Origin of the sequence: Ruegeria lacuscaerulensis, from assembly GCF_013034685.1 — a bacterium.
In the GTDB taxonomy this organism is placed as follows: Bacteria; Pseudomonadota; Alphaproteobacteria; order Rhodobacterales; family Rhodobacteraceae; genus Ruegeria; species Ruegeria lacuscaerulensis_B.
This window is the reverse complement of the sequence record NZ_WQGO01000001.1, coordinates 75,173-97,065: the sequence shown is the minus strand read 5'-3', so window position 1 is coordinate 97,065 and position 21,893 is coordinate 75,173. Positions and strand designations below refer to the sequence as shown.

Sequence of the window (21,893 nt, the reverse complement as noted above, 5' to 3'; positions counted from 1 at the left end):
TTAACTGCGCCTATTTTCAGCTATTGCCCGAACCGGTGAATCGCGCCGCATCCTCAGCAGCGCGGCGGATGGCGTTGGATTTATGGACTGTTTCCATGAACTCGGCCTCAGGGTCGCTGTCATAGACCACACCGCCCCCGGCTTGGATGTAAAGCTTTTGATCCTTCACGATGGCTGTGCGCAGGGCGATACACATATCCATGTCGCCCCCCGCGCTGAAATAGCCGACACCGCCGCCATAGATACCGCGCTTTTCGGGTTCCAGCTCATCAATGATCTCCATCGCCCGCACTTTCGGTGCGCCTGAGACGGTCCCGGCGGGCATGCCGGCGAAGAAAGCGTCCAGCGCGTCTTTGTCGTCGGCCAGCTCTCCGACCACGTTCGAGACGATGTGCATCACGTGGCTGTAGCGTTCGATGATGAACTCTTCGGTCGGGCGGACAGTGCCAATCTTGGACACGCGCCCCGTATCGTTGCGGCCCAGATCCAGCAGCATCAGATGCTCGGCCAGTTCTTTCTTGTCGGCCAGCAGGTCGACCTCATTCGCCTTGTCCTCTTCGGGCGTCGCACCCCGAGGGCGGGTGCCTGCAATGGGACGGATCGTGACCTCATTGCCGAAGACACGCACCAGAATTTCTGGGCTGGCGCCGACGACCTGAAATCCGCCGAAGTTGAAATAAAACATGAAGGGCGACGGGTTGGTCCGACGCAACGAACGGTAGAGCGCAAAGGGCGGCTGGGGGAAATCCTGCGTCCAGCGCTGCGCCGGGACGACCTGAAAGATATCGCCCGCGCGGATGTATTCCTTGGCTTTTTCAACCGCTTCCATGTAGCCGGACTTGGTGAAGTTCGACTGCGGAGTCGCGACTTCCGATGCATCGCCAAGATCGCGCGATTCAGCAGGCATGGCGCGTTCCAGATCCCGCACGGCGTCCATGACACGCTCGGCGGCCTGTGCATAGGCCGCTTTGGCCGATTGCCCTTCGCTGACCCAGGCGGGCGAAACAACCGTAACCTCACCCTTGACGCCGTCCAGCACAGCTACGACGGACGGGCGCAGCATCACCGCATCAGGCAGCCCAAGCGGATCAGGGTTCACATTGGGCAGGTATTCCACCAGCCGCACCATGTCATAGCCCAGATATCCAAACAGCCCGGCAGCGGCCTGCGGCAGATCATCGGGCAGGTCGATCCGGCTTTCGGCCAGCAATGCCCGCAGGTTGTCCATGGGATTGCCGGTTTGCGGATCGAAAGCTTCGGGGTCGAAGCGGGCGGAACGGTTCAGTTCAGACGCTTCCCCCCGGCAACGCCAGATCAGATCGGGCTTCATTCCGATGATCGAGTACCGGCCGCGCACCTCGCCTCCTGTCACTGATTCCAGCATGAACGCGTCTTTCTGCGCGCCCGTCAGCTTGAGCATCAGCGACACCGGCGTATCCAGATCAGCGGCCAATCGGGTGTAAACGACCTGGTTCTCGCCTGCCTCATAGGCGCGGGCGAAGCTGTCGTATTCAGGTGTCAGGGCCATAGGGGTCTCTTAGTAGCTCGCTTGGACAGCGTTCAGGGCCTGTTGATCCACGACGGGACGGGCGCGAACCTGTGCGTCACGGACATAGGCGTCGAAAATATTCTGAGCCAGAGCTTGGTTCAACTGCGCCGCAAGGGCTTCGCGTGCCTGACGCAACTCGTCTGTCTCATCAGGCGGCAAAAGCTCTTCGAGCCGCACAACAAAGGCAGTACCAGTGCCAGGGATCACGCGCAGCTCATCCAGTTCCATGTCAAACACGTCCGACATGAAGGTTGCGGGAACGTCATCCAGAAAAGCGGTCCGGGTCAGGGCGTTTTCCACGCGGAAGGGCAGGCCGGTTTCAGTGAAATCGCCATTGCTCTCAAGCTGTGCAAGAACGGTTTTGGCCTGCTCTTCCAGCGCCTTGTCCGTCTCTGCCTGCACCCATGCGGCAATCACGCGCTCCCGGGCGCTGTCCAGGGGTTCCGGGCGGCGGGGCAGAACTTCGTCCAGTCGCAGGGCAAAGATTGAGCCGTCCTCAAGGAACGCAACTTCGGGGAAATCGCCTTCGTTCACGTCCTGTGCGGCAACGCGGAACCCGTCATAAGCGGCCACGCCATCTTCGCTTTGCCGAGTCCAGTCGATCTGGCCCAGTTCCATCTCAGTCTCGCCCACCAGCTCTTCCAAGGTGGCACCACCCGCCAGCAGGTCGTTGATGTCTTCGGCTTGCGCCTCGATCTGGCGGCGGGCACGGTCAGCGGCCAGTTCTTCACGCAAAATTGGAGCGGCGTCTTCGAACGCAATGATGTTTTCCGCCAGCGTGCCGTTGATGCGGAACAGTGCCGGGCCCAGAGGCGACGGAAGGGGGCCAACAACATCGTCCAGTTCGGCGGCAAATACGCCGTCGGCCGCGTCGCCAAGATCGTCCCGGGTCACGTCACCCAGATCGACATCGCTGAGTTCAAGATCGCGGTCGCGCACCAGTGTTTCGAACGTTGTGCCGCCGACAGCGATTTGCGCCATGGCGGTCTCGGCAGCGGCCTCGTCCGAAAATGGCAGACGTTCGACCAAACGTCGCGCGGGCTGTTGGAATTCCTCCGAGCGCTGATCATAGAGGCGGCGCACCGCGTCCTCATCCACCTCAACGCTGTCCAGCAGCATGTCGGGTGACAGTATTGCATAGGTCAGCCGCTTGGTGCGGGGCAGGGTGAAAAGGTCGGCATTGTCGTCGTAAAAAGTTTGAACCTGCGCATCGGTGGGCTGTCCGATTGGCTCAGACAGGGCGTCCGGGCTGACGGTCGCAACAGTAAAGCTGCGTCGCGCGCCGACGAAATTGGTCATCACATCTGTCAGGGTCTGGGGCATCTCGACGCCGCCCATGATCGCGCCCTGCACGATGGTGCGTGCAGATTCCTTGCGCAGATCGGATTCGAATTCGCTGTCGGTCAGGCCAACCTGATCAAGCTGAAACTCATACGAGTCGCGGTCGAAACTTCCATCCACCCCCTGAAAGGCCGGGATGGCCAGAATTTCCTTCTGCAGGTTCTCATCCCCGATCGAAAGGCCCAGCAGACCGACCTCATTATCCAGCGCGGCAAGCGCGGTCAGGCGCGAGAGGGCAAGCTGGTCCAGCCCGAACTCATGCGCCTGCGAGATTTGCATCGGTTGCCCGGTCTGACTTTCGACGGCGCGGATTTCGCGTTGAAGCTCACGCACATAATCGTTGATCGAGATATCTTCGTTGCCTACCTGCGCGACACTGCGCGCGGTTCCGGTCAGGCTTGTGGCCCCGAACCCGGCAAGGCCCAGCATCAAAAGACCCATCAGGATCCAGACAAAGGTCTTTGAAAGGTTTTTCATGCCTGCGGCCATGGTGCCCTCATTTGTGGTTTTGTGGCAGATTGCTGCCCTGTCGGTTGCGGCCTTGAATACGACGCGGACCGGCGGGGGGCAAGCTCAGAAGGTAGCGTCGGTCAGCCGATCGAACAATTGGCGCAAGCCTTTGCGGTCTAGATTGGCAAAGGCGATGCGGACCTGCCGCTTGCCGGCTGGATCGTCCTGCGGCATGAACATGGTGCCGGGCAAAAGCAGGATGCCGGTTTCGGCCACCATGCGTTTGGCCAACTCGTCCGAGGGCAAGTCGAACGGGTGTTCGAAATAGGCGAAATAAGCGCCTAGCCCCAGAAGTTTCCACCCCTTTTCCGCAAGATCGGGCAACATGTCCTGAATGGCGGCGCGTCTGTCGAGAATCTCATCCCGTTCTCCGGCGACCCATTGCGACAGGTTCTGCATTCCCCAAAGGGCCGCGAATTGACCCATCTGACCGGGGCAGATGGCGACGGTGTCGAGGAATTTTTCGATCTCGGCCAGAAGGTTTGGGCTGGTCGCGATTGCGCCGACCCTGTGGCCGGTCAGACGGTAGGATTTCGAAAAGGAATAGAGATGCACCAGCGTCTCGTCCCAACCGGGTTGTTGGAACAAGTCGTGGGGCGGGCCGCTGCGGCTGTCGAAATCACGGTAGGTTTCATCGACCAGCAGGCGAATTCCGGCCTCTTGCGCCAGATCGTAAAAGGCGCGGACCAGTTCCGCCGGGTATTCGACGCCACCCGGATTGTTCGGCGTCACCAGAGCAATCGCACGTGTTTTATCAGTAATCAGCGCGCGCGCAGCCTCGGGGTCGGGGAGCAAATCGTCCCCGGTTTGCAACGCGATGCTGCGTACCCCTGCCATGTCTAGCCACATTTTATGGTTGAAGTACCATGGGGTTGGCAGAATGACCTCATCCCCCTCATCGGTGACGGCCGAGATAGTGGCGGCGAAAGCCTGATTGCAACCCGAAGTGATGGCGACCTGAACTTGCGAAAGGTCCGCGCCGTAATGGGTGCCGATTTGTTGGGCAAGTTCGGCCCGGAGTTCAGGGTTTCCCAGCACGGGGCCGTAGAGATGCGCGCTGTCTTCACTGACGGCAAACTCGGCCATGGCCTGACGCAAGGCAAGCGGCGGCGGATCGACCGGAGCTGCTTGGCTGACATTGATCAGAGGGCGGTCTTGGGTGAAGTCCACGCCTTCAAGCCAGCGGCGCGCCTCCATCACCGGAGGGGGGAAGGTGGCGCGGGTACGGGTTTGGGACATGGCGGATCATTTTTTGCGAGGCTCTGCCTCGCGCTCCGAGGTATTTTTGAACAGAAGAAAGATCAGTCGGTGCCCCGGTAGGGTTCGACATATTGCAGGGCCATATCCCATGGGAAGAATATCCATGTGTCCTGGCTGACTTCGGTGATGAAAGTATCAACCATCGGGCGGCCTTTGGGTTTGGCATAGACAGTGGCGAAATGCGCCTTGGGGTACATGTCGCGGACCAGTTCCAGGGTTTTGCCACTGTCGACTAGGTCATCGATGATCAGTACGCCGGTGCCGTCGCCCATCAGGCCGGCGTCCGGGGCCTTCAGAACTTCGGCTTCGCCTTGTTCCTGATGGTGGTAAGAGCGGACGCTGATCGTGTCGACGGTGCGGATGTCCAACTCACGGCTGACAATCATCGCCGGGGCCATGCCGCCGCGCGTGATGGCGACAACGGCACGCCAGGCGCCATCTTCGGGGCCTTGCCCGTCCAGCCGCCAAGCCAGCGCGCGCGAGTCGCGGTGAATCTGATCCCAACTGATGTGAAAGCCTTTTTCGTGGGGCAGGCGGTCTTTGGCGCTCATGGATATTAACCTTTTTCAACGTCTGGTGCGTCAACGGCCTTCATGCCGACGATGTGATAACCTGAATCCACGTGCAGATTCTCACCGGTTACGCCTCCGCTGAGGTCAGACAGCAGATAGAGGGCTGAGTTGCCGACGTCATCAATGGTCACGTTGCGGCGCAGGGGCGAGTTATATTCGTTCCATTTCATGATATAGCGGAAATCACCGATCCCGCTGGCTGCCAGCGTCTTGATCGGGCCGGCCGAGATCGCGTTCACGCGAATGCCGTCTTTGCCAAGATCTTCGGCCAGGTATTTGACCGAGGCCTCAAGCGCCGCCTTGGCCACACCCATGACGTTGTAGTGGGGCATGACTTGTTCTGCGCCGTAGTAGGTCAGCGTGACCGCGCTGCCGCCATTGGTCATCATCTTCTCGGCCCGCTGCATTACGGCGGTGAAGGAATAGACCGAAACATCCATGGTCAGTTTGAAATTGGCGCGCGAAGTATCAACGTAGCGGCCGCGCAACTCGTTTTTGTCGGAAAAGCCGATGGCGTGGACGACAAAATCCAAATGTCCCCATTTCTGCGAAAGCGAGTTGAATAGTTCGTCAATCGACTCTTCGTCGCTGACGTCGCAGGGCAGGACGATTTCACTGCCCAATTGAGCGGCCAGCGGGTCCACCCGCTTTTTCAGCGCATCGCCTTGATACGAGAACGCAAGTTCGGCCCCTGCGTCAGACAATGCGCGGGCAATCCCCCATGCGATTGATTTGTCATTCGCCAGTCCCATGATGAGGCCGCGCTTGCCGGCCATCAACTGATTTGACATGTTCGGTTCTCCGCCTGTCCTTCGCATTATGTCTGGATGGTTTATGCCATTGGATGGTCTGCATCAAGGCCGTGTGGTCTTGCCCGTGGCGGGTTCTCGCCCTAGGGTGAACATTAAGAGTTTCCAGGGGATGGAAATGAGCGAACGAGACGGCATTTTCGCCGGTACCGATCCGTTTGAAATAGCGGCGCGGTGGCTGGACGACGCCAGGGACAGTGAACCGAACGATCCGAACGCGATTGCCCTGGCAACCGTGGACGCGACTGGTATGCCAAACGTTCGGATGGTCCTGCTGAAAGAGATCGAGGCTCAGGCCTTTGTGTTCTACACGAATTACGAAAGTACCAAGGCGGCCGAGTTGGACAGTGCCGGGAAAGCTGCTTTTGTGATGCATTGGAAATCTTTGCGGCGTCAAATCCGAGTTCGTGGTACAATAACTCGGGAAAACGGACCACAAGCGGATGAATATTATGCGTCCCGATCCCTAAAAAGCCGGTTGGGTGCTTGGGCGTCGAAACAGTCACAGCCGCTCAGCAGCCGGACGGCTCTGATGGCCGAGGTTGCAAAGGTGACCGCAAAGCTGGGACCGAATCCGCCGCGTCCACCGTTTTGGGGTGGATACCGGTTGGAGCCGACAGAGATCGAATTCTGGGCTGACGGAGCCTTCCGTTTGCATGATCGGTTCCAGTGGCGGCGTGAAAACGCAGATACTGAGTGGCAGATACAGAGGCTGAATCCATGACATTCACGTGCCGCGAAATGCAACACTCGGAGTTTAAAGGGTTTTTTCAGCTTGAAATCGTGGGACAATCCCATACACATCAAAACCTTAACGAATTATTAAAACGCGCGATAGGAACACTGTGCCAGACGACCTGAACAACATGTACCGCGTACGTGGACACGTGAAATGGTTCGACCCTGCCAAGGGGTATGGCTTCGTTGTGTCCGATGAGGGTGGCCCGGATATTCTGTTGCATGTAAATGTCTTGCGGAATTTTGGCCAAAGCTCGGTCGCGGATGGTGCCGGCATTGAGATCATGACGCACCGCACCGATCGCGGTGTTCAAGCGGTCGAGGTGATCAGCGTAGATCCTCCGGCGCGCGCCGACTCGATGATGCTTGCCGATTTCGCCGAGCTGGACCCTGTGGCCATAGCCGAAGCCCCATTGGAAGCTGCGCGCGTAAAATGGTTCGACAAGGGCAAGGGATTTGGATTCGCCAATGTGTTCGGTCGGGACGAAGACGTGTTTCTTCATATTGAGGTTTTGCGCCGGTCTGGTCTGGCCGATTTGCAGCCGGGCGAGGCTTTGGCGATGCGGGTGATCGATGGCAAACGTGGACGTATGGCCGCGCAGGTTCTGGCCTGGGAAGCCGCGCTTGATAGCTAGAGCATGATGATCAGGGTTCTTTCGGTTGCTGCGACGATACTATCGGTATGGACGGGAACGGCCTTTGCGGCCTGTAGCGCGGATCGCGTGAACCTGAAAAATGAAAAGTCTCAGATCAGCTTCGATATCGAACTTGCCGTGACACCGCAGGAACGTGCGCGCGGTCTGATGTTTCGGGAATCCATGCCGCAACGGGCAGGGATGCTGTTTATCTTCGATCCGCCGCAGCGGGTCGCGTTCTGGATGAAGAACACACTGATTCCCCTGGATATGATTTTTGTGAATCGCGCAGGTGAGGTCGTGAATGTGCATAGTGATGCCATCCCCGGCGATTTATCGCTGATTGAGGGCGGCGATTCGGTCTATGCCGTGTTGGAGGTCAACGCAGGGCTGGCGCGGCGTTACCTGATTGAACCGGGCACGCAGATGCAGCACGAAGTTTTTTCGCAAGGTCCTGCAATTTGGCCCTGTTAGGGCTTTTCAAATCAGAACGGCCCCGTTAGGAAGGCGCACGGTCCGGGGCGTGGCGCAGTCTGGTAGCGCACCTGTTTTGGGTACAGGGGGTCGTAGGTTCGAATCCTGCCGCCCCGACCACTTTCTTTCAAGATGGAGCACCGCCCATCGCGCGATAAAGCGCGGTAAGGGCCTTGTCCAATTGTTCGCTTTCGACGGGCACCTGAATGTCGGGCGCATTCTGGCGCGGTACGTTGAAATAGAGTTCAGCGTCGACGCGGTATCCGCCGGAGTTTTTGGTCGAGGTTAGGCGCATCACGCTTTTGGGCAGATCCTGCGGGTAACCATCATAGTTGAGAATCAGAAAGGCCGTCGTTTCGGGGGGCAGCAACTCGGTGCATTCGAACAGGCGATTCCCGACACGCCTGAAATCTTCTCCAGGGCCATCACAGCCGACTTCGAACGTATCGAACAGCCGCGTGGGATAGGTTTCAAACTGCGCGCTGCGCGATGGAGGGGGCACATCTTGTGGTGTGCAGGCCACGATCAGCCCCATCAGGGGAAGGATTCCAATCTTCGACATCTCTGCTCGTACCTTTACTTCGTGCTGCGTTGGTCGGCGAAGCTGTTTTCGCGCCGAACAAACGCAGGGATGATTCTATTCGAGTTTAGATATCTTAACTTCGGTTTATCAAATGCCGATAACTGTGCCGGAAATCACGGTTAATTGTTCTGCAGAATTTTGCGCCGGTCCATTTGAACCCGTGGATGAACCTGTGGAGGAATCGGCCCACCCCGTTCAGCGCCATTTGAGAGATCTTGGGTCAATATAAAAGATTCCAAAAATGACGGAAAAATGACGTTGACGATCTATGGCCGAATACGCCAGATTGTATGGGCCGAATATGATGCCACTAAATCTGGTAGGAAATCCGGAGCGCGGCATAGGGCGAGGGTCGGAAAGCACAACATAGAGACGTGCAACCGTTGAAACGGAATTTCGTTGCCATTGGCAGCGACCGGTTCCTTGCACCCAATTTTCTGGCACGGCCAAAGGTTCGCTTTCTCGAACTTGAGGCGACAAGGACAAGTAATTGAATCTAGGGCGGCGGACATGAAGATTGACAGAAAATTCACCAAATCAGGACAAGACGCTTATGCGGAGCTGGACTTTGTTTCGGCAACGTCAGAAATCCGTAACCCTGATGGTACGATTGTTTTCCGTCTGGATGATATCGAAGTGCCCTCCAGCTGGAGCCAGGTGGCAAGTGATGTCATCGCCCAGAAGTATTTCCGCAAGGCTGGTGTTCCGTCCAAGCTGAAGAAGGTCAAAGAAAAGGATGTACCTGAATTCCTGTGGCGTTCGGTCCCTGCGGATGGCGCGGAATTCGAAGGTGAGACTTCGTCCAAACAGGTGTTCGACCGACTGGCGGGTGCATGGGCCTATTGGGGTTGGAAGGGCGGCTATTTCTCAACCGAGGAAGACGCGCGCGCCTACTTTGACGAGATGCGCTACATGCTGGCCACCCAGCGTGCCGCGCCAAACTCGCCGCAGTGGTTTAACACTGGCTTGCATTGGGCCTACGGAATAGATGGCCCGGCGCAGGGGCATCACTATGTCGACTATAAAACCGGCAAGTTGACCAAGTCGAAATCTGCCTATGAGCATCCGCAGCCGCACGCGTGCTTCATCCAGTCCGTCGATGATGATCTGGTGAACGAAGGCGGCATCATGGATCTGTGGGTGCGCGAGGCGCGCCTGTTTAAATATGGCTCGGGAACCGGGACCAACTTCAGCCATCTGCGTGCAGAGGGCGAAGCGCTGTCGGGTGGCGGCAAGTCTTCGGGCCTGATGGGCTTTCTCAAGATCGGCGACCGCGCCGCTGGCGCGATCAAATCAGGCGGAACAACCCGTCGAGCAGCAAAGATGGTAATCGTCGATGCAGATCATCCCGATATCGAGCAATTCATCGAATGGAAGGTGATCGAAGAGCAGAAGGTGGCCTCGATCGTTGCCGGATCGAAGATGCACGAGAAGATGCTGAACGGCATTTTCGAGGCCATCCGCAGCTGGGACGGTGCCGCCGATGACGCCTATGATCCGAACAAGAATGACAGCCTCAAGAACGCTGTGCGCGAGGCCAAAAAGGTAGCAATCCCCGAGACTTACATCAAGCGCGTGTTGGATTACGCAAAGCAGGGTCACGACAGCATCGAATTCCCGACCTATGATACGGACTGGGATTCGGAAGCTTACAGCTCGGTCTCGGGTCAGAACTCTAATAACTCGATCCGTGTGACCAACGCGTTCCTGACCGCCGTTGAGAAAGACGCCGATTGGGAGCTGATCAACCGCACTGATGGCAAGATCGCCAAGACTGTCAAGGCACGCGATCTGTGGGAGAAAGTTGGACACGCCGCATGGGCTTGCGCCGATCCGGGCATTCAGTTCCATGACACGGTCAATGAATGGCACACATGCCCCGAAGATGGTGAGATTCGCGGTTCGAACCCGTGCTCGGAATACATGTTCCTCGATGACACGGCCTGTAACCTGGCGTCGATGAACCTGCTGACATTCCTGAAGGATGGTGAGTTCCAGGCGGCCGACTACATGCACGCCTCTCGCCTGTGGACGCTGACGCTGGAAATCTCGGTGACCATGGCGCAGTTCCCGTCGAAGGAAATCGCGCAACTGTCTTATGACTTCCGCACCTTGGGTCTGGGCTATGCAAATATCGGCGGTCTGCTGATGAACATGGGCTACAGCTACGACTCGGATGAGGGGCGGGCAATCTGTGGCGCGTTGACCGCGATCATGACAGGTGTGGCCTATGCGACCTCTGCCGAAATTGCCGGTGAGCTGGGTGCGTTCAAAGGCTATGAGCGGAACGCCGATCATATGCTGCGTGTCATCCGCAACCACCGCCGTGCTGCGCAAGGTGTGACCGAGGGCTATGAGAAGCTGGCGGTAAAGCCGGTGCCTCTGGACCACGGCAACTGCCCGGACAAGCGTTTGATCGATCTGGCCATGTCCGCTTGGGATGAGGCGCTGAGTCTGGGTGAAAAGAACGGTTATCGCAACGCGCAGGCCACTGTGATCGCCCCCACCGGCACCATCGGTCTGGTGATGGATTGCGACACCACCGGGATTGAGCCGGACTTTGCGCTGGTCAAGTTCAAGAAGCTGGCCGGTGGTGGTTACTTCAAGATCATCAACCGTTCGGTTCCTTCGGCGCTGGAGAAGCTGGGCTATTCCTCGTCTCAGATCGAAGAGATCGTGGGCTACGCGGTCGGCCACGGTACCATCGGGAACGCGCCGGGGATCAATCACACCTCTTTGACCGGCCACGGCTTCGGTCCGAACGAACTGGCGAAAGTGGATGCTGCGCTAGAAAGCGCCTTCGACATCCGGTTTGTCTTCAACCAGTGGACGCTGGGCGAGGATTTCTGCACCGGCGTTCTGGGCATCCCGGCCACCAAGCTGAATGACCCGACCTTCGACCTGCTGCGTCACTTGGGTTTCACCCGCGCAGATATCGAAGCGGCGAATGATCACGTCTGCGGAACCATGACACTGGAAGGCGCGCCGCACCTGAAAGAGGAACACTATTCCATCTTCGATTGTGCCAACCCGTGCGGCAAGAAAGGTAAGCGTTTCCTCGGGGTTGACAGCCACATCACCATGATGGCGGCGGCGCAGAGCTTCATCTCGGGTGCGATCTCGAAGACGATCAACATGCCGAACGACGCGACCATCGAAGACTGCCAGAAGGCATATGAGTTGTCGTGGTCGCTGGGTGTGAAAGCGAACGCGCTGTACCGCGACGGCTCGAAACTGTCTCAGCCTTTGGCCGCTGCATTGGTTGAGGATGATGATGAGGCCGCCGAAGTTCTGGAAAGCGGCACACCGGCCGAAAAAGCTGCCGTGCTGGCCGAGAAGGTCATCGAGAAGGTCGTCGTCAAGGAAATCGTCCGCTCGCACCGCGAGAAGATGCCCGAGCGTCGGAAAGGCTACACTCAGAAAGCCATCGTGGGCGGCCATAAGGTCTATCTGCGGACGGGTGAGTATTCGGACGGCTCGTTGGGCGAGATTTTCATCGACATGCACAAGGAAGGCGCTGGCTTCCGGGCGATGATGAATAACTTTGCCATCGCAGTCTCGGTCGGTCTGCAATACGGCGTGCCGCTGGAAGAGTTCGTGGACGCCTTTACCTTCACCAAGTTCGAACCGGCGGGGATGGTGCAGGGCAACGACTCGATAAAGAACGCGACGTCCATCCTAGACTACATCTTCCGCGAGCTTGCTGTCAGCTATCTGGACCGCACCGATCTGGCCCATGTGAAGCCCGAAGGTGCGACCTTTGACGATATCGGCCGGGGCGAGGAAGAAGGTGTCTCGAACGTCTCGGAAGTCAGTGAAACAGCGGCCTCCAAGTCATTGGAAGTATTGAAACAAATCAGCTCGACTGGGTATCTGCGCAAGCGGTTGCCGCAGGATCTGGCCGTGTTCACGCCGCAAGCAGATGCAACGGGAATGGCGGAACCTGCCGCCGTCTTTGATGCCCCTGCTGAAACCGCAGTGGCGACCGGTATGGACGCCCGTACCAAAGCCAAGATGCAAGGGTACGAGGGCGATCCCTGCGGTGAATGCGGAAACTACACGCTGGTGCGCAACGGCACCTGCATGAAATGCAACACCTGCGGTGCGACCAGCGGGTGTAGCTAAGGCAAACGCCCCGTCAGGCGGGGTGTAGGGACCTGGGCTTTCCCCCGAATGCCCGGTCCCGACGAAAACGGAAGAAGGCGCCGAGACTTACCGACGATGCCTTTTTCCACTCGGCCGACATGCCCGTGTCGGCCGGGAACAGGGTGGGGCGGAATATTGCTCTTTCCCACTCTCTCACGGGACGGGTGCGCTCGTCCCATGCGCAGTCCAGGCCGCAGGCAAAAAAACACCGGGCGGTCAACGAGATGAGCCTGGATGGCGAAACTTAAAGGGGGCCTCGGCCCCCTTTTTTTCAGGCACTTACGTTGGCAAATGAATGTTAAATTTCTCGCGAAGCGCCGCTTCCAGCATGGGATCGAACCGTGCGGGTGACGGTGCGGACAGGATTTCCTCTTTCCGGGCCGTGGCCTTGGCGATCAGGTCAGGCTTGTCCAATTCGGCCCATTCTTTGGGTGACGTTCGGTCGCCATAGGTCGGATACACGTAATCGGCTTGCATCCGGCTGAGCGTTGCTTCGGTGCCCAGATAGTGACCGGGGCCGCCCATGCAGACCTCGGCCATCTGATCAAGGGCAAGGGTCTCGTCCGTAACCTCGATCCCCCGCACGCAGCGCTGCGCTTGACCGATAAGATCGTCCCCCAAGATAAGGCTTTCAAAGCAAAATCCAAGAAGGGAGGCGTGCATACCAGCGGCCTCATAGACCATGTTCACCCCGGACAGGCCGGCCATAACGTTCGAGCACATCTGCTCCCATCCGGCCTGCATGTCGGGCAATTTTGAATCTGACGCACCAGCGGCGGCACCGCCCGGCAGATCGTAGAAATGATGCATCTGGGCGCAGCCTGCGGTCAGCAGCGCTTGTTCGCCCGACCCGATGGACATCGCGCCTGTGCGCAGGTCCAAGCCAAATGGCCATGTTCCAAAAACCGCAGGGGCCCCAGGGCTTACGGCATTTACGTAAACCAACCCTGCAAGACATTCCGCCGTCGCCTGAGCGATTGCTCCCGCGATAGTCGACGGTGCGGTCGCCCCCGCCATTCCGGCCGAGAGCAGCAGAACCGGCATTCCAGCTTTGATACATTCCTCCATCACTTCGCAGCTTTCGGTGGCGAATTTCATCGGAGGCACTACGAAACAGTTCGAATTCGACACGAAAGGCCGCTCACGCCATTTGTCCTCGCCGCCAGCAATCATGTGCAGCATTTCCACTGCGGGGGCTACATGGCTAGGTTCGGTGAACGAGGTGCCGATATGTTTGAAGGTGCCGGAGCAAGCGGCATAGACCGTGTTCAGATCCATTTCCAGATTGTCGGTGATGTCACGACACACCATAGGGCGTTGAACAAAATGGATATTGTCCAGTTGCTGGCAGATGCGTGCGGCGTCGTGCAGGTCTTGCACGGTCGAATCGCGGTACTCTCGCCCCTCCACATCGACCATGCTGACAGCGGCGCCTGCGGTGCCATAGTGGACGCGGGTACCAGACAGCTCCAGATCAGTTTGCCCATCGCGGCTGTGCAGGGTTACCGAGCGGTTCGCCTTGGCGATCGTATCCTCGACCAGTGCGCGCGGAAACCGAATGCGTCCGTCCTCGCCCAAGGTACAGCCAGCGCCCACCAGATAGTCGATTCCGCTTTGCGGTGCATCGGCAAGTCCGATGGTTTCCAGCGCTGTCAGCGCCGCTTGGTGTATTTGCTCGACCTGTTGAGCGGTCAGAGGTTTATACGTACCGCCCTCAAGGCCGGGGCGCACTGGGCGCAGGTGATCGGGTAGGGCCGTGGCGCGGGCGGCCCGACGCGCGGCGCGTCCGCCGCTGCGCGAGGATGTACGGGATTGGTCGTTCATTTCAGGATCCGATAGATGAAAAGCGTACAGGGTGGCGTCAATTAGTGCCCGAATGGACGCCCCCGCGCCGCGCGACCGCGATCCGCCCCGATCGTACGGCTGATCAACCGGATTTTCCAAACGTCGCTTTGCATACGGTTCCTCGCTTCGTGACGTTCAGTCTTTCAATCCGAAACGTCGCAATCTGTTCTGTTTGCGACCTGATGGGTCAAAAGCGAAACAATCCGTGTCGTCAGATCGCTTAGGTGACGTAAAGTAAAGAAAAGACCCCATATTGCGGGAAATCTGTTATACTTCGGTCACTTGTTTAACAGCTTTTCGTGATCTCAATTGAATTTTAACCATTTACATACAGTTCTGTGCCAGTCTCTGAAGAATACTCAAATTTTTTTATGAAAGGCCTTCGCAAGGCGATGAAACTGTTCCGCGCAATCCTTGCCTCCATTTTGGTGGCCCTCGCAGCCCCCGCTGCGGCTGAGGATTGGAGCGGTGCCTATGCTGGTTTCAGCTTTGGCTATGCGGATGCGGATGGGCCCAACGGGTCAAGCGGAAGCGATGCTAGCTTTGGCCCGCATGTCGGATATGATTTCGATTTCGGCAATTTCGTTCTGGGCGGAGAGCTTGAATATAACCGACTGTCCCTTGGGTTAAGCCAAAATGAAGGCAGTCTGGACAGCACGACCCGGCTGAAGCTGCGCGGAGGGTACGACTTCGGCTCCGCTTTGGGATATGTCGTAGTTGGCGCTGCGCGGGCCGAGACCTCGGCGGATGATGACACCGCTGCGGTTTATGGCATTGGAGTTGCTTACCCGATCAACGATCGGTTCGTCATCAGTGGTGAGGCGTTGCGGCAGGAATTTGACGATGCCACCCAATCCGAAGGAGGGCTGGATTCCAACGTGTTCAACCTGCGCACCACGTTCCGGTTCTGATTCAACTATCGCCCTGAACTCAGCTCCGCTGCAAAGCAGCATATGGTCCGCAAAGCGGCGGCAAAACGATCGTCGTCTATGGTCATGGCAACGCGGATATGTCCTGCGGCGGCTTGGCCGAAACTTTCGCCCGGCATGACGGCAATCGCGTGCGTATCCAGCAGGGCATTGGCAAATCCCTCGCCATTCAGGCCGGTGGGGCGAATGTCCAGCATCAGATACATCGCGCCCTGGGCTGGAATCAACCCGACCGTGTTTTGCGCGGCCAGAATATCCATCGCCAGCTTGCGACGTCTGCGGAAAGGGGCGGCGATGCGGTTCTCAAGCTCGGGGCCTGCGTTCAACGCGAAAACCGCAGCGTCCTGAATGAAACCAGGAACGCCATATGTCGTGTGCGTGGCCAGATTGATCATGTGTTCGATCACATCCGGAGGTCCGGCAACCCACCCGCACCGAGATCCGGTCATGGCGTGGGATTTCGACATCGAGCCGATTACCAGCGTGCGGGCGAGCATATCTGGCAGCGCACGGGGCGAGATATGCGTGCCGTCCCACACTTGAGTGTCATAGACCTCGTCCGAGATCAGCCAAAGGTCGCGCCTGCGGCAGACTTCCGCAACGGCTTCCAAAGTTTGGCGCGAATAAACGACGCCAGTGGGATTGTTGGGCGAGTTGATCAGAAGTGAGACAGCGCCCTCCGACGCCGCGTCGATCCTGTCTGCACGTGGTTGAAATGCGTCTTCTGCCTTCGTCTGAACCACACGCGCAACCGCTCCGGCCCCTCGGATCGTGCCGGGATAGGTGGCATAGTAAGGGTCGAGATACAGGCCCACATCACCGGGGTCACAGACGGCTACATGCGCGGCGAACAGGGCCGACTGACCTCCGGGCGTGATCAGAATATTGTCTCGGGTTGTATTGACACCGGTGCGGGTCTGAATGCGGGCGGCCACCGTCTCGCGCAGCAGTTCGGTGCCGGGCACCATGGCGTAGCCCGTATGACCTTGGCGTGCAGACAGTTCCATCTCAGCCAAGATCGACGGATCGGTGCGAATGTCATGTTCACCAATGGTCAGTTCGGTAACCGCTTGTCCCTCACTTATCATCCGGCGGGCGCGATAGAACACACCCCACCCGTCGCTGCCGCCTTGGGTAAGCTGCGTGATCCGCTGCGACAGTTTCATGGCCGGTCTCCGTCTGGGTCTTACGTGAGTTGGGCCAGAGAGACTTGCGATTGTCAATCGGATCAGAGCCGGAAATCAGGGGCTTGGCGAGGTGGCGCGCGCGTGATACTCACATCCTATGAACCCGATGAACTGCATCATTATCTGCTGCATTTCCTGCTGATTTATCACGCGGGCCGGTTTCTTTCGTTTTCATCCCTGAGACAAGTTGCTAAGCCCGCGCCAACGCGAGACGCCACGTTGTTCCTAGGAGCTGACCGATGACCACGATCAAACTGCACAACACACGGACGCGGACGAAAGAGGTTTTCGTGCCGATCAGTGCTGACAATGTGCGGATGTATGTCTGTGGTCCGACGGTTTATGACCGCGCCCATCTGGGCAATGCGCGGCCCGTGGTGGTGTTTGACGTGCTGTACCGGTTACTGCGTCACACCTATGGGGCGGATCACGTGACTTATGTGCGTAACTTTACCGACGTGGATGACAAGATCAACGCGACCGCCCTGGCGCGTCAAAAGGCCGGCGCACCGGGCACATTGGAGCAATTGGTGCAGGAACGCTCGGATGAGACGATCGGCTGGTATCTGCATGATATGGGGGCGTTGGGCGCGCTGGAGCCGAACCAGATGCCGCGTGCGACTGAATATGTTCCGCAGATGATCGCGATGATTAAAGGGCTGATCGACAAAGGCCACGCCTATGCTGCTGAGGGGCATGTGCTGTTCGCCGTAGACAGCTGGAAAGAGCGTTATGGCGCGCTTTCTGGGCGGTCGGTTGATGACATGATTGCAGGGGCACGGGTCGAGGTTGCGCCCTACAAGAAGAACCCGATGGATTTTGTGCTGTGGAAACCGTCGAGCGATGAGCTTCCCGGCTGGGACAGCCCGTGGGGACGCGGGCGTCCGGGGTGGCATATCGAATGCTCGGCCATGAGCTATGAGCTGTTGGGTGAGAGTTTCGACATTCACGGCGGCGGCAATGATCTTATGTTCCCGCATCATGAGAACGAGATCGCGCAAAGCTGCTGTGCCCATCCCGAGGGTGAGTTCGCGAGGGTTTGGCTGCATAATGAGATGCTGCAGGTTGAAGGCAAGAAGATGTCCAAGTCTTTGGGCAATTTCTTCACTGTGCATGATCTACTGGATCAGGGTGTTCCGGGTGAGGTGATCCGGTTTGTGTTCCTACAAACGCATTACCGCAAGCCGATGGATTGGACCGAGAAGAAGGCCCGCGAGGCCGAGGCGACGCTGCGCAAGTGGCGGGCGCTGACAGCGGGCATCGAGCCCGCCGCCAGCGCGGCCCCCTCGGTGATCGCCGCGCTGAGTGATGACCTGAACACGGCGGGGGCTGTCGCGGAACTCCACCGTCTGGCGGCAGAGGGTGACGCAGCGGGCCTGTTGGTCAGTGCGCAGGTTCTGGGGGTGTTGGAGCCTGAAATGGGCGCTTGGGCCGATACGGGCTCAGCGGATCTTTCTGGCCATGCGGCGCGTCTGGCCGAGGCGCGGGCCCAGGCGATGCAAAGCAAGGACTTCTCGGAAGTTGACCGGCTGAAGGCGGCCTATGTCGCGGCGGGGCTGGAAGTGCGGATGAGCAAGGACGGTGTGGAGCTTGTACCAGGTGCCGGGTTTGACGCCGCCAAGCTGGAGGGCGTTTGATGTCGAAGGAACGACTTTATCTATACGACACCACTCTGCGCGACGGGCAGCAGACCCAGGGCGTGCAGTTCTCGACCGCTGAAAAGGTGCAGATCGCCAAGGCTCTGGACGAGTTGGGCGTCGATTACATTGAGGGCGGTTGGCCGGGTGCGAACCCCACCGACAGCGCGTTTTTCGAGGTTGCACCAAAGACCTCGGCCCGATTGACGGCCTTTGGTATGACCAAACGGTCGGGGCGTTCGGCTGAGAATGACGATGTTTTGGCCGCTGTTATGAACGCGGGGACGCAGGCCGTCTGTCTCGTGGGAAAATCGCATGATTACCACGTGACCCACGCGTTGGGGACCACGCTGGAGGAGAATGTTGAGAATGTCCGCGCCTCGGTCGCGCATATCGTGGCGCAGGGGCGCGAGGCGCTGTTTGACGCCGAGCATTTCTTTGACGGCTACAAGGACAATCCCGCCTATGCGGTCGAAGTCTGCCGGGCTGCGTTGGATGCGGGCGCGCGTTGGGTCGTGCTGTGTGACACGAATGGTGGCGCGCTGCCCGCCGAGGTGTCGCGCATCGTGTCTGAGGTGATTGCCGCAGGGCTGCCTGGCGATCGGTTGGGCATTCATTCGCATAACGATACCGAAAACGCGGTGGCCTGTTCACTGGCCGCTGTCGACGCAGGCGCGCGGCAGATACAAGGCACGCTGAACGGGCTGGGTGAACGGTGTGGGAATGCGAACCTGACTGCTCTGATCCCGACCTTGTTGCTGAAAGAACCCTATGCCTCGCAGTTTGACATCGGCGTCAGCACGCAGGCGCTGGCTGGGCTGACGAGGATCAGCCGGATGCTGGATGATATCTTGAACCGGGTGCCCAGCAAACAGTCGGCCTATGTGGGGGCCTCGGCCTTTGCCCACAAGGCGGGGTTGCACGCCAGTGCGATCCTCAAGGATCCCTCGACCTATGAGCATATCGACCCCGGTGCAGTCGGCAATGCGCGGATCATCCCGATGTCGAACCAGGCGGGCCAGTCGAACCTGCGCAAGCGTCTGGCCGAGGCGGGGCTGTCGGTGGAAAAAGCCGACCCGGCGCTGGGGCGTATCCTTGACAGGATCAAGCAGCGCGAGGCCGAGGGCTATTCCTATGACACCGCGCAGGCCAGTTTTGAATTGCTGGCGCGGGATGAGCTGGGTCAACTGCCAGAGTTCTTCGAGGTCAAGCGCTATAAGGTTACGGTCGAGCGGCGCAAGAACAAGTATAACAAGATGGTTAGCCTGTCCGAGGCCGTGGTCGTAGTGAAGGTCGACGGTGAAAAGAAGCTATCGGTCAGTGAATCTCTGGATGAGGATGGCAGTGACCGAGGCCCGGTGAACGCGCTTTCCAAGGCGCTGGCCAAGGATCTGGGGCAATATTCACAGGTGCTGTCCGATATGCGGCTGGTGGATTTCAAGGTGCGTATCACCCAAGGCGGGACCGAGGCCGTCACCCGCGTCATCATCGACAGCGAAGACGGGCAGGGGCGGCGCTGGTCCACAGTTGGCGTCAGCGCGAACATAGTCGATGCCTCGTTCGAGGCGCTGCTGGATGCGATCCAGTGGAAGCTGGTGCGTGATTGCGAAACACAGACTGCGGTGGCCGAGTGAGCGTCGCCTTTGACGATGACGTAAAGGCCTGTGCCGCGCTGGTGCATCGCGCCGATCCGGATCGGTTCATGGCAGCGATGGCCGCTCCGGTTGCCGCGCGGGTTGTTCTGTTCCCGATCTATGCACTGAATGTCGAGGTCGCGCGCGCGCCCTGGGTCACGCAGGAAACCATGATTGCCGAGATGCGTCTTCAATGGTGGCGGGATGCGTTGCAGGAGATTGCCGAAGGCAACACGGTGCGCAGGCATGAGGTCGTCACACCCTTGTCCCGCGTTCTATCACCACATCTGGCTGCTGCTTTAGATGAATATGTGGCCGTAAGGCGTTGGGATATATACCGAGACCCGTTCGAAGATCAGGCGCATTTCGATAAATATCTGGATCAAAGCGCAGGGTCGATGATGGTCGCTTCAGCGCAGGCCTTGGGTGAAGCCGACGAGAAAGTGCTGCGCGATTTTGGGTATGCTGTAGGCGTTGCCAACTGGTTGCGGGCGATCCCAGAACTTGAAGCACGCGGTCGTATCCCATTGTTGGACGGGACCCCTGCAGGGGTGCAGGCGCTGGCGGGATCGGCGTTGGAGCGTTTAGAATCCGCACGAGCGAACAGATCGCGTGTTTCGCCCGAGGCATGCCCTGCGATGCACGTAGGTTGGCAGACCGATTGGGTGTTGCGCAAGGCGATTGCACAGCCCGAGCGCGTTGCCGCGGGTGCGTTGGCGCAAGGCGAAATTCGTCGGCGGGCGTCACTGATGTGGAATGTGGCGCGGGGGCGCTGGTAGGTCTCAGGCCGTTTCCGGCTCGGCCGGGCGCAGGACGAGCCACAGCAGCGCGCCTCCGGCCAGTGTCAGCAGCGGGATCATGGCAAGGTTCACGGCTGTCCACCCTTCAACCGGGGATCCGCCCGAACAGTTCATCAACCCGCCCGAGGACAATGATGCCAGTGTCACGCCTCCGAACACCAACAAGTCGTTGAGGCCCTGCATCCGCCCGCGTTCGCTTACGTCATGCGAGGCGGCCAGCATCGTGGTGGCGCCAATAAAGCCAAAGTTCCAACCAATGCCCAACAGGATCAGGGCGATGAAAAAGTTTTCTAGCTCAACGCCTTGCAGCGCGACGACACCGGCGCCTGCCAGAATGGCAAGGCCAAAGGCGACGATTTTTTCCACCCCGAAGCGCGCGATCAACTGACCGGTAAAGAAACTGGGGATATACATGGCCAGCACATGGCCGGTCACCACATCCGCCGCATCATTGGCCGAGAAGCCGCATCCCACAACAGCCAGCGGGGTCGAGGTCATCACTAGGTTCATCAGCGCATAGGACACCATTGCGCAAATGATGGCCACGGCGATGCGCGGGGTTTTCAGCATCTCAAGGCGCGTACGACCTGTAGATGCGCCTTCTTCTGCTTTCGGTGGCGTTGGAATATCCAGAAAGAAGAACAGGGCCGATCCGATGATGTTCAGCGCGATGATCGCCAGATAGGTGCCAAGGAACGGAATCACATAGGCGGTCGAAGTCAGCTTGACGATCTGTGGGCCGATAATGGCGGCCGCCAGACCGCCAGCCATGACATATGAAATCGCCTTGGGCCGGAATGCCTCGGACGCGGTATCGGCAGCAGCAAAGCGATAGAACCCGTGCGCGCTCATGTAGACACCGGTCAGCAGGCTGCCCAGCAAGAACACCGGAAACGACCCGAGGTAGAGGCCATAGGCCCCAACCAGCCCGCCACACGCGCCCGCCGTGGCGCCTATCAAAAACCCGGTCCGTCGTCCCCAGCGTTGCATGATAGCCGAAATCGGTGTCGCCGCTAACATCGAGCCGAGAACGATCAGTGAGATTGGTAGCGTTGCCAAACAGGCATTGGTCGCCAGCGATTGACCGGCCAACCCGCCGACGATGAATACCATTGGCATCTGCGCACCCAGCATGGCTTGGGCTGCGACCAGCACTGCCACGTTACGTTTGGCTTGGCTGTCATTGGGGGCGGTGGCGGTCTTCGTCATGCGCTCATGGGTATCCGCGAAACTGCAGCCGTACA

Annotated in this window: 17 protein-coding genes and 1 tRNA gene; 9 read left to right on the top strand and 9 right to left on the bottom strand. The window is 58.8% G+C overall.

The features are described 5' to 3' along the window. Positions 1-16: 16 nt before the first annotated feature. The 5 genes from trpE to fabI form a co-directional block, all read right to left on the bottom strand. Entirely contained in the window at positions 17-1,528 is a 1,512-nt protein-coding gene (gene trpE, locus GOV80_RS00495; RefSeq protein WP_170782456.1) for an anthranilate synthase component I, read from the bottom strand. A gap of 9 nt (positions 1,529-1,537) precedes the next feature. Further along, the gene (locus tag GOV80_RS00490) at positions 1,538-3,379 is read right to left on the bottom strand and encodes a peptidyl-prolyl cis-trans isomerase (protein WP_170774213.1); all 1,842 of its coding nucleotides are present in this window, start codon (positions 3,377-3,379) and stop codon (positions 1,538-1,540) included. Positions 3,380-3,463: 84 nt separating this feature from the next. Continuing rightward, the gene (locus GOV80_RS00485; protein WP_170774212.1) at positions 3,464-4,639 is read right to left on the bottom strand and encodes an aminotransferase; all 1,176 of its coding nucleotides are present in this window, start codon (positions 4,637-4,639) and stop codon (positions 3,464-3,466) included. 62 nt (positions 4,640-4,701) lie between these two features. Continuing rightward, entirely contained in the window at positions 4,702-5,211 is a 510-nt protein-coding gene (gene gpt / locus GOV80_RS00480) for a xanthine phosphoribosyltransferase (protein ID WP_170774211.1), read from the bottom strand. 5 nt (positions 5,212-5,216) lie between these two features. Further along, positions 5,217-6,023: an enoyl-ACP reductase FabI gene (gene fabI, locus GOV80_RS00475; protein ID WP_170774209.1), complete on the bottom strand. Its 807-nt coding sequence runs from the start codon at positions 6,021-6,023 to the stop codon at positions 5,217-5,219. Positions 6,024-6,159: 136 nt separating this feature from the next. On the opposite strand from fabI, the gene pdxH reads away from it, so the two are divergent. The 4 genes from pdxH to GOV80_RS00455 all read left to right on the top strand — a co-directional run bounded on the left by pdxH (position 6,160) and on the right by GOV80_RS00455 (position 8,008). Then, positions 6,160-6,765 carry a pyridoxamine 5'-phosphate oxidase gene (gene pdxH, locus GOV80_RS00470; protein ID WP_170782455.1) on the top strand — a complete coding sequence of 202 codons (606 nt, stop codon included), beginning with the start codon at positions 6,160-6,162 and terminating at the stop codon, positions 6,763-6,765. Positions 6,766-6,907: 142 nt separating this feature from the next. Then, positions 6,908-7,414 (top strand): cold-shock protein, encoded by a 507-nt coding sequence (locus tag GOV80_RS00465; protein ID WP_214647936.1) that lies wholly within the window; start codon positions 6,908-6,910, stop codon positions 7,412-7,414. A 6-nt stretch (positions 7,415-7,420) separates the two neighbouring features. Beyond that, complete coding sequence (locus GOV80_RS00460) at positions 7,421-7,888, top strand: DUF192 domain-containing protein (RefSeq protein WP_170782453.1); 468 nt, start codon at positions 7,421-7,423, stop codon at positions 7,886-7,888. Positions 7,889-7,931: 43 nt separating this feature from the next. Further along, positions 7,932-8,008 (top strand) — tRNA-Pro (locus GOV80_RS00455). A gap of 7 nt (positions 8,009-8,015) precedes the next feature. Here the strand turns inward: GOV80_RS00455 and GOV80_RS00450 are convergent. Beyond that, on the bottom strand, positions 8,016-8,450 hold the full coding sequence (locus GOV80_RS00450; protein ID WP_170782452.1) for a hypothetical protein: 435 nt from the start codon (positions 8,448-8,450) through the stop codon (positions 8,016-8,018). A 531-nt stretch (positions 8,451-8,981) separates the two neighbouring features. On the opposite strand from GOV80_RS00450, the gene GOV80_RS00445 reads away from it, so the two are divergent. Further along, entirely contained in the window at positions 8,982-12,596 is a 3,615-nt protein-coding gene (locus GOV80_RS00445; protein ID WP_170782451.1) for a vitamin B12-dependent ribonucleotide reductase, read from the top strand. A 300-nt stretch (positions 12,597-12,896) separates the two neighbouring features. Here the strand turns inward: GOV80_RS00445 and GOV80_RS00440 are convergent, their stop codons facing one another. Next, positions 12,897-14,441 (bottom strand): trimethylamine methyltransferase family protein, encoded by a 1,545-nt coding sequence (locus GOV80_RS00440; protein ID WP_170782450.1) that lies wholly within the window; start codon positions 14,439-14,441, stop codon positions 12,897-12,899. Between the two features lie 392 nt (positions 14,442-14,833). On the opposite strand from GOV80_RS00440, the gene GOV80_RS00435 reads away from it, so the two are divergent. Continuing rightward, entirely contained in the window at positions 14,834-15,373 is a 540-nt protein-coding gene (locus GOV80_RS00435; protein WP_237215589.1) for an outer membrane protein, read from the top strand. 5 nt (positions 15,374-15,378) lie between these two features. Here the strand turns inward: GOV80_RS00435 and GOV80_RS00430 are convergent, their stop codons facing one another. Beyond that, positions 15,379-16,557 (bottom strand): pyridoxal phosphate-dependent aminotransferase, encoded by a 1,179-nt coding sequence (locus tag GOV80_RS00430; RefSeq protein WP_170782449.1) that lies wholly within the window; start codon positions 16,555-16,557, stop codon positions 15,379-15,381. 260 nt (positions 16,558-16,817) lie between these two features. Between GOV80_RS00430 and cysS the strand changes: the two genes are divergently transcribed. Genes cysS through GOV80_RS00415 form a run of 3 tightly spaced genes read left to right on the top strand, consistent with a single transcriptional unit; the run spans position 16,818 to position 20,628 of the window. Next, entirely contained in the window at positions 16,818-18,215 is a 1,398-nt protein-coding gene (gene cysS, locus GOV80_RS00425) for a cysteine--tRNA ligase (RefSeq protein ID WP_170782448.1), read from the top strand. Then, on the top strand, positions 18,215-19,849 hold the full coding sequence (cimA, locus tag GOV80_RS00420) for a citramalate synthase (RefSeq protein ID WP_170782447.1): 1,635 nt from the start codon (positions 18,215-18,217) through the stop codon (positions 19,847-19,849). Before cysS ends, cimA begins: the two co-directional genes overlap by 1 nt. Then, positions 19,846-20,628: a squalene/phytoene synthase family protein gene (locus GOV80_RS00415; RefSeq protein ID WP_170782446.1), complete on the top strand. Its 783-nt coding sequence runs from the start codon at positions 19,846-19,848 to the stop codon at positions 20,626-20,628. Before cimA ends, GOV80_RS00415 begins: the two co-directional genes overlap by 4 nt. Positions 20,629-20,631: 3 nt before the next feature. On the opposite strand, the gene GOV80_RS00410 is transcribed toward GOV80_RS00415, so the two are convergent. Then, positions 20,632-21,858 (bottom strand): MFS transporter, encoded by a 1,227-nt coding sequence (locus tag GOV80_RS00410; RefSeq protein WP_170782445.1) that lies wholly within the window; start codon positions 21,856-21,858, stop codon positions 20,632-20,634. Positions 21,859-21,893: the final 35 nt, after the last annotated feature.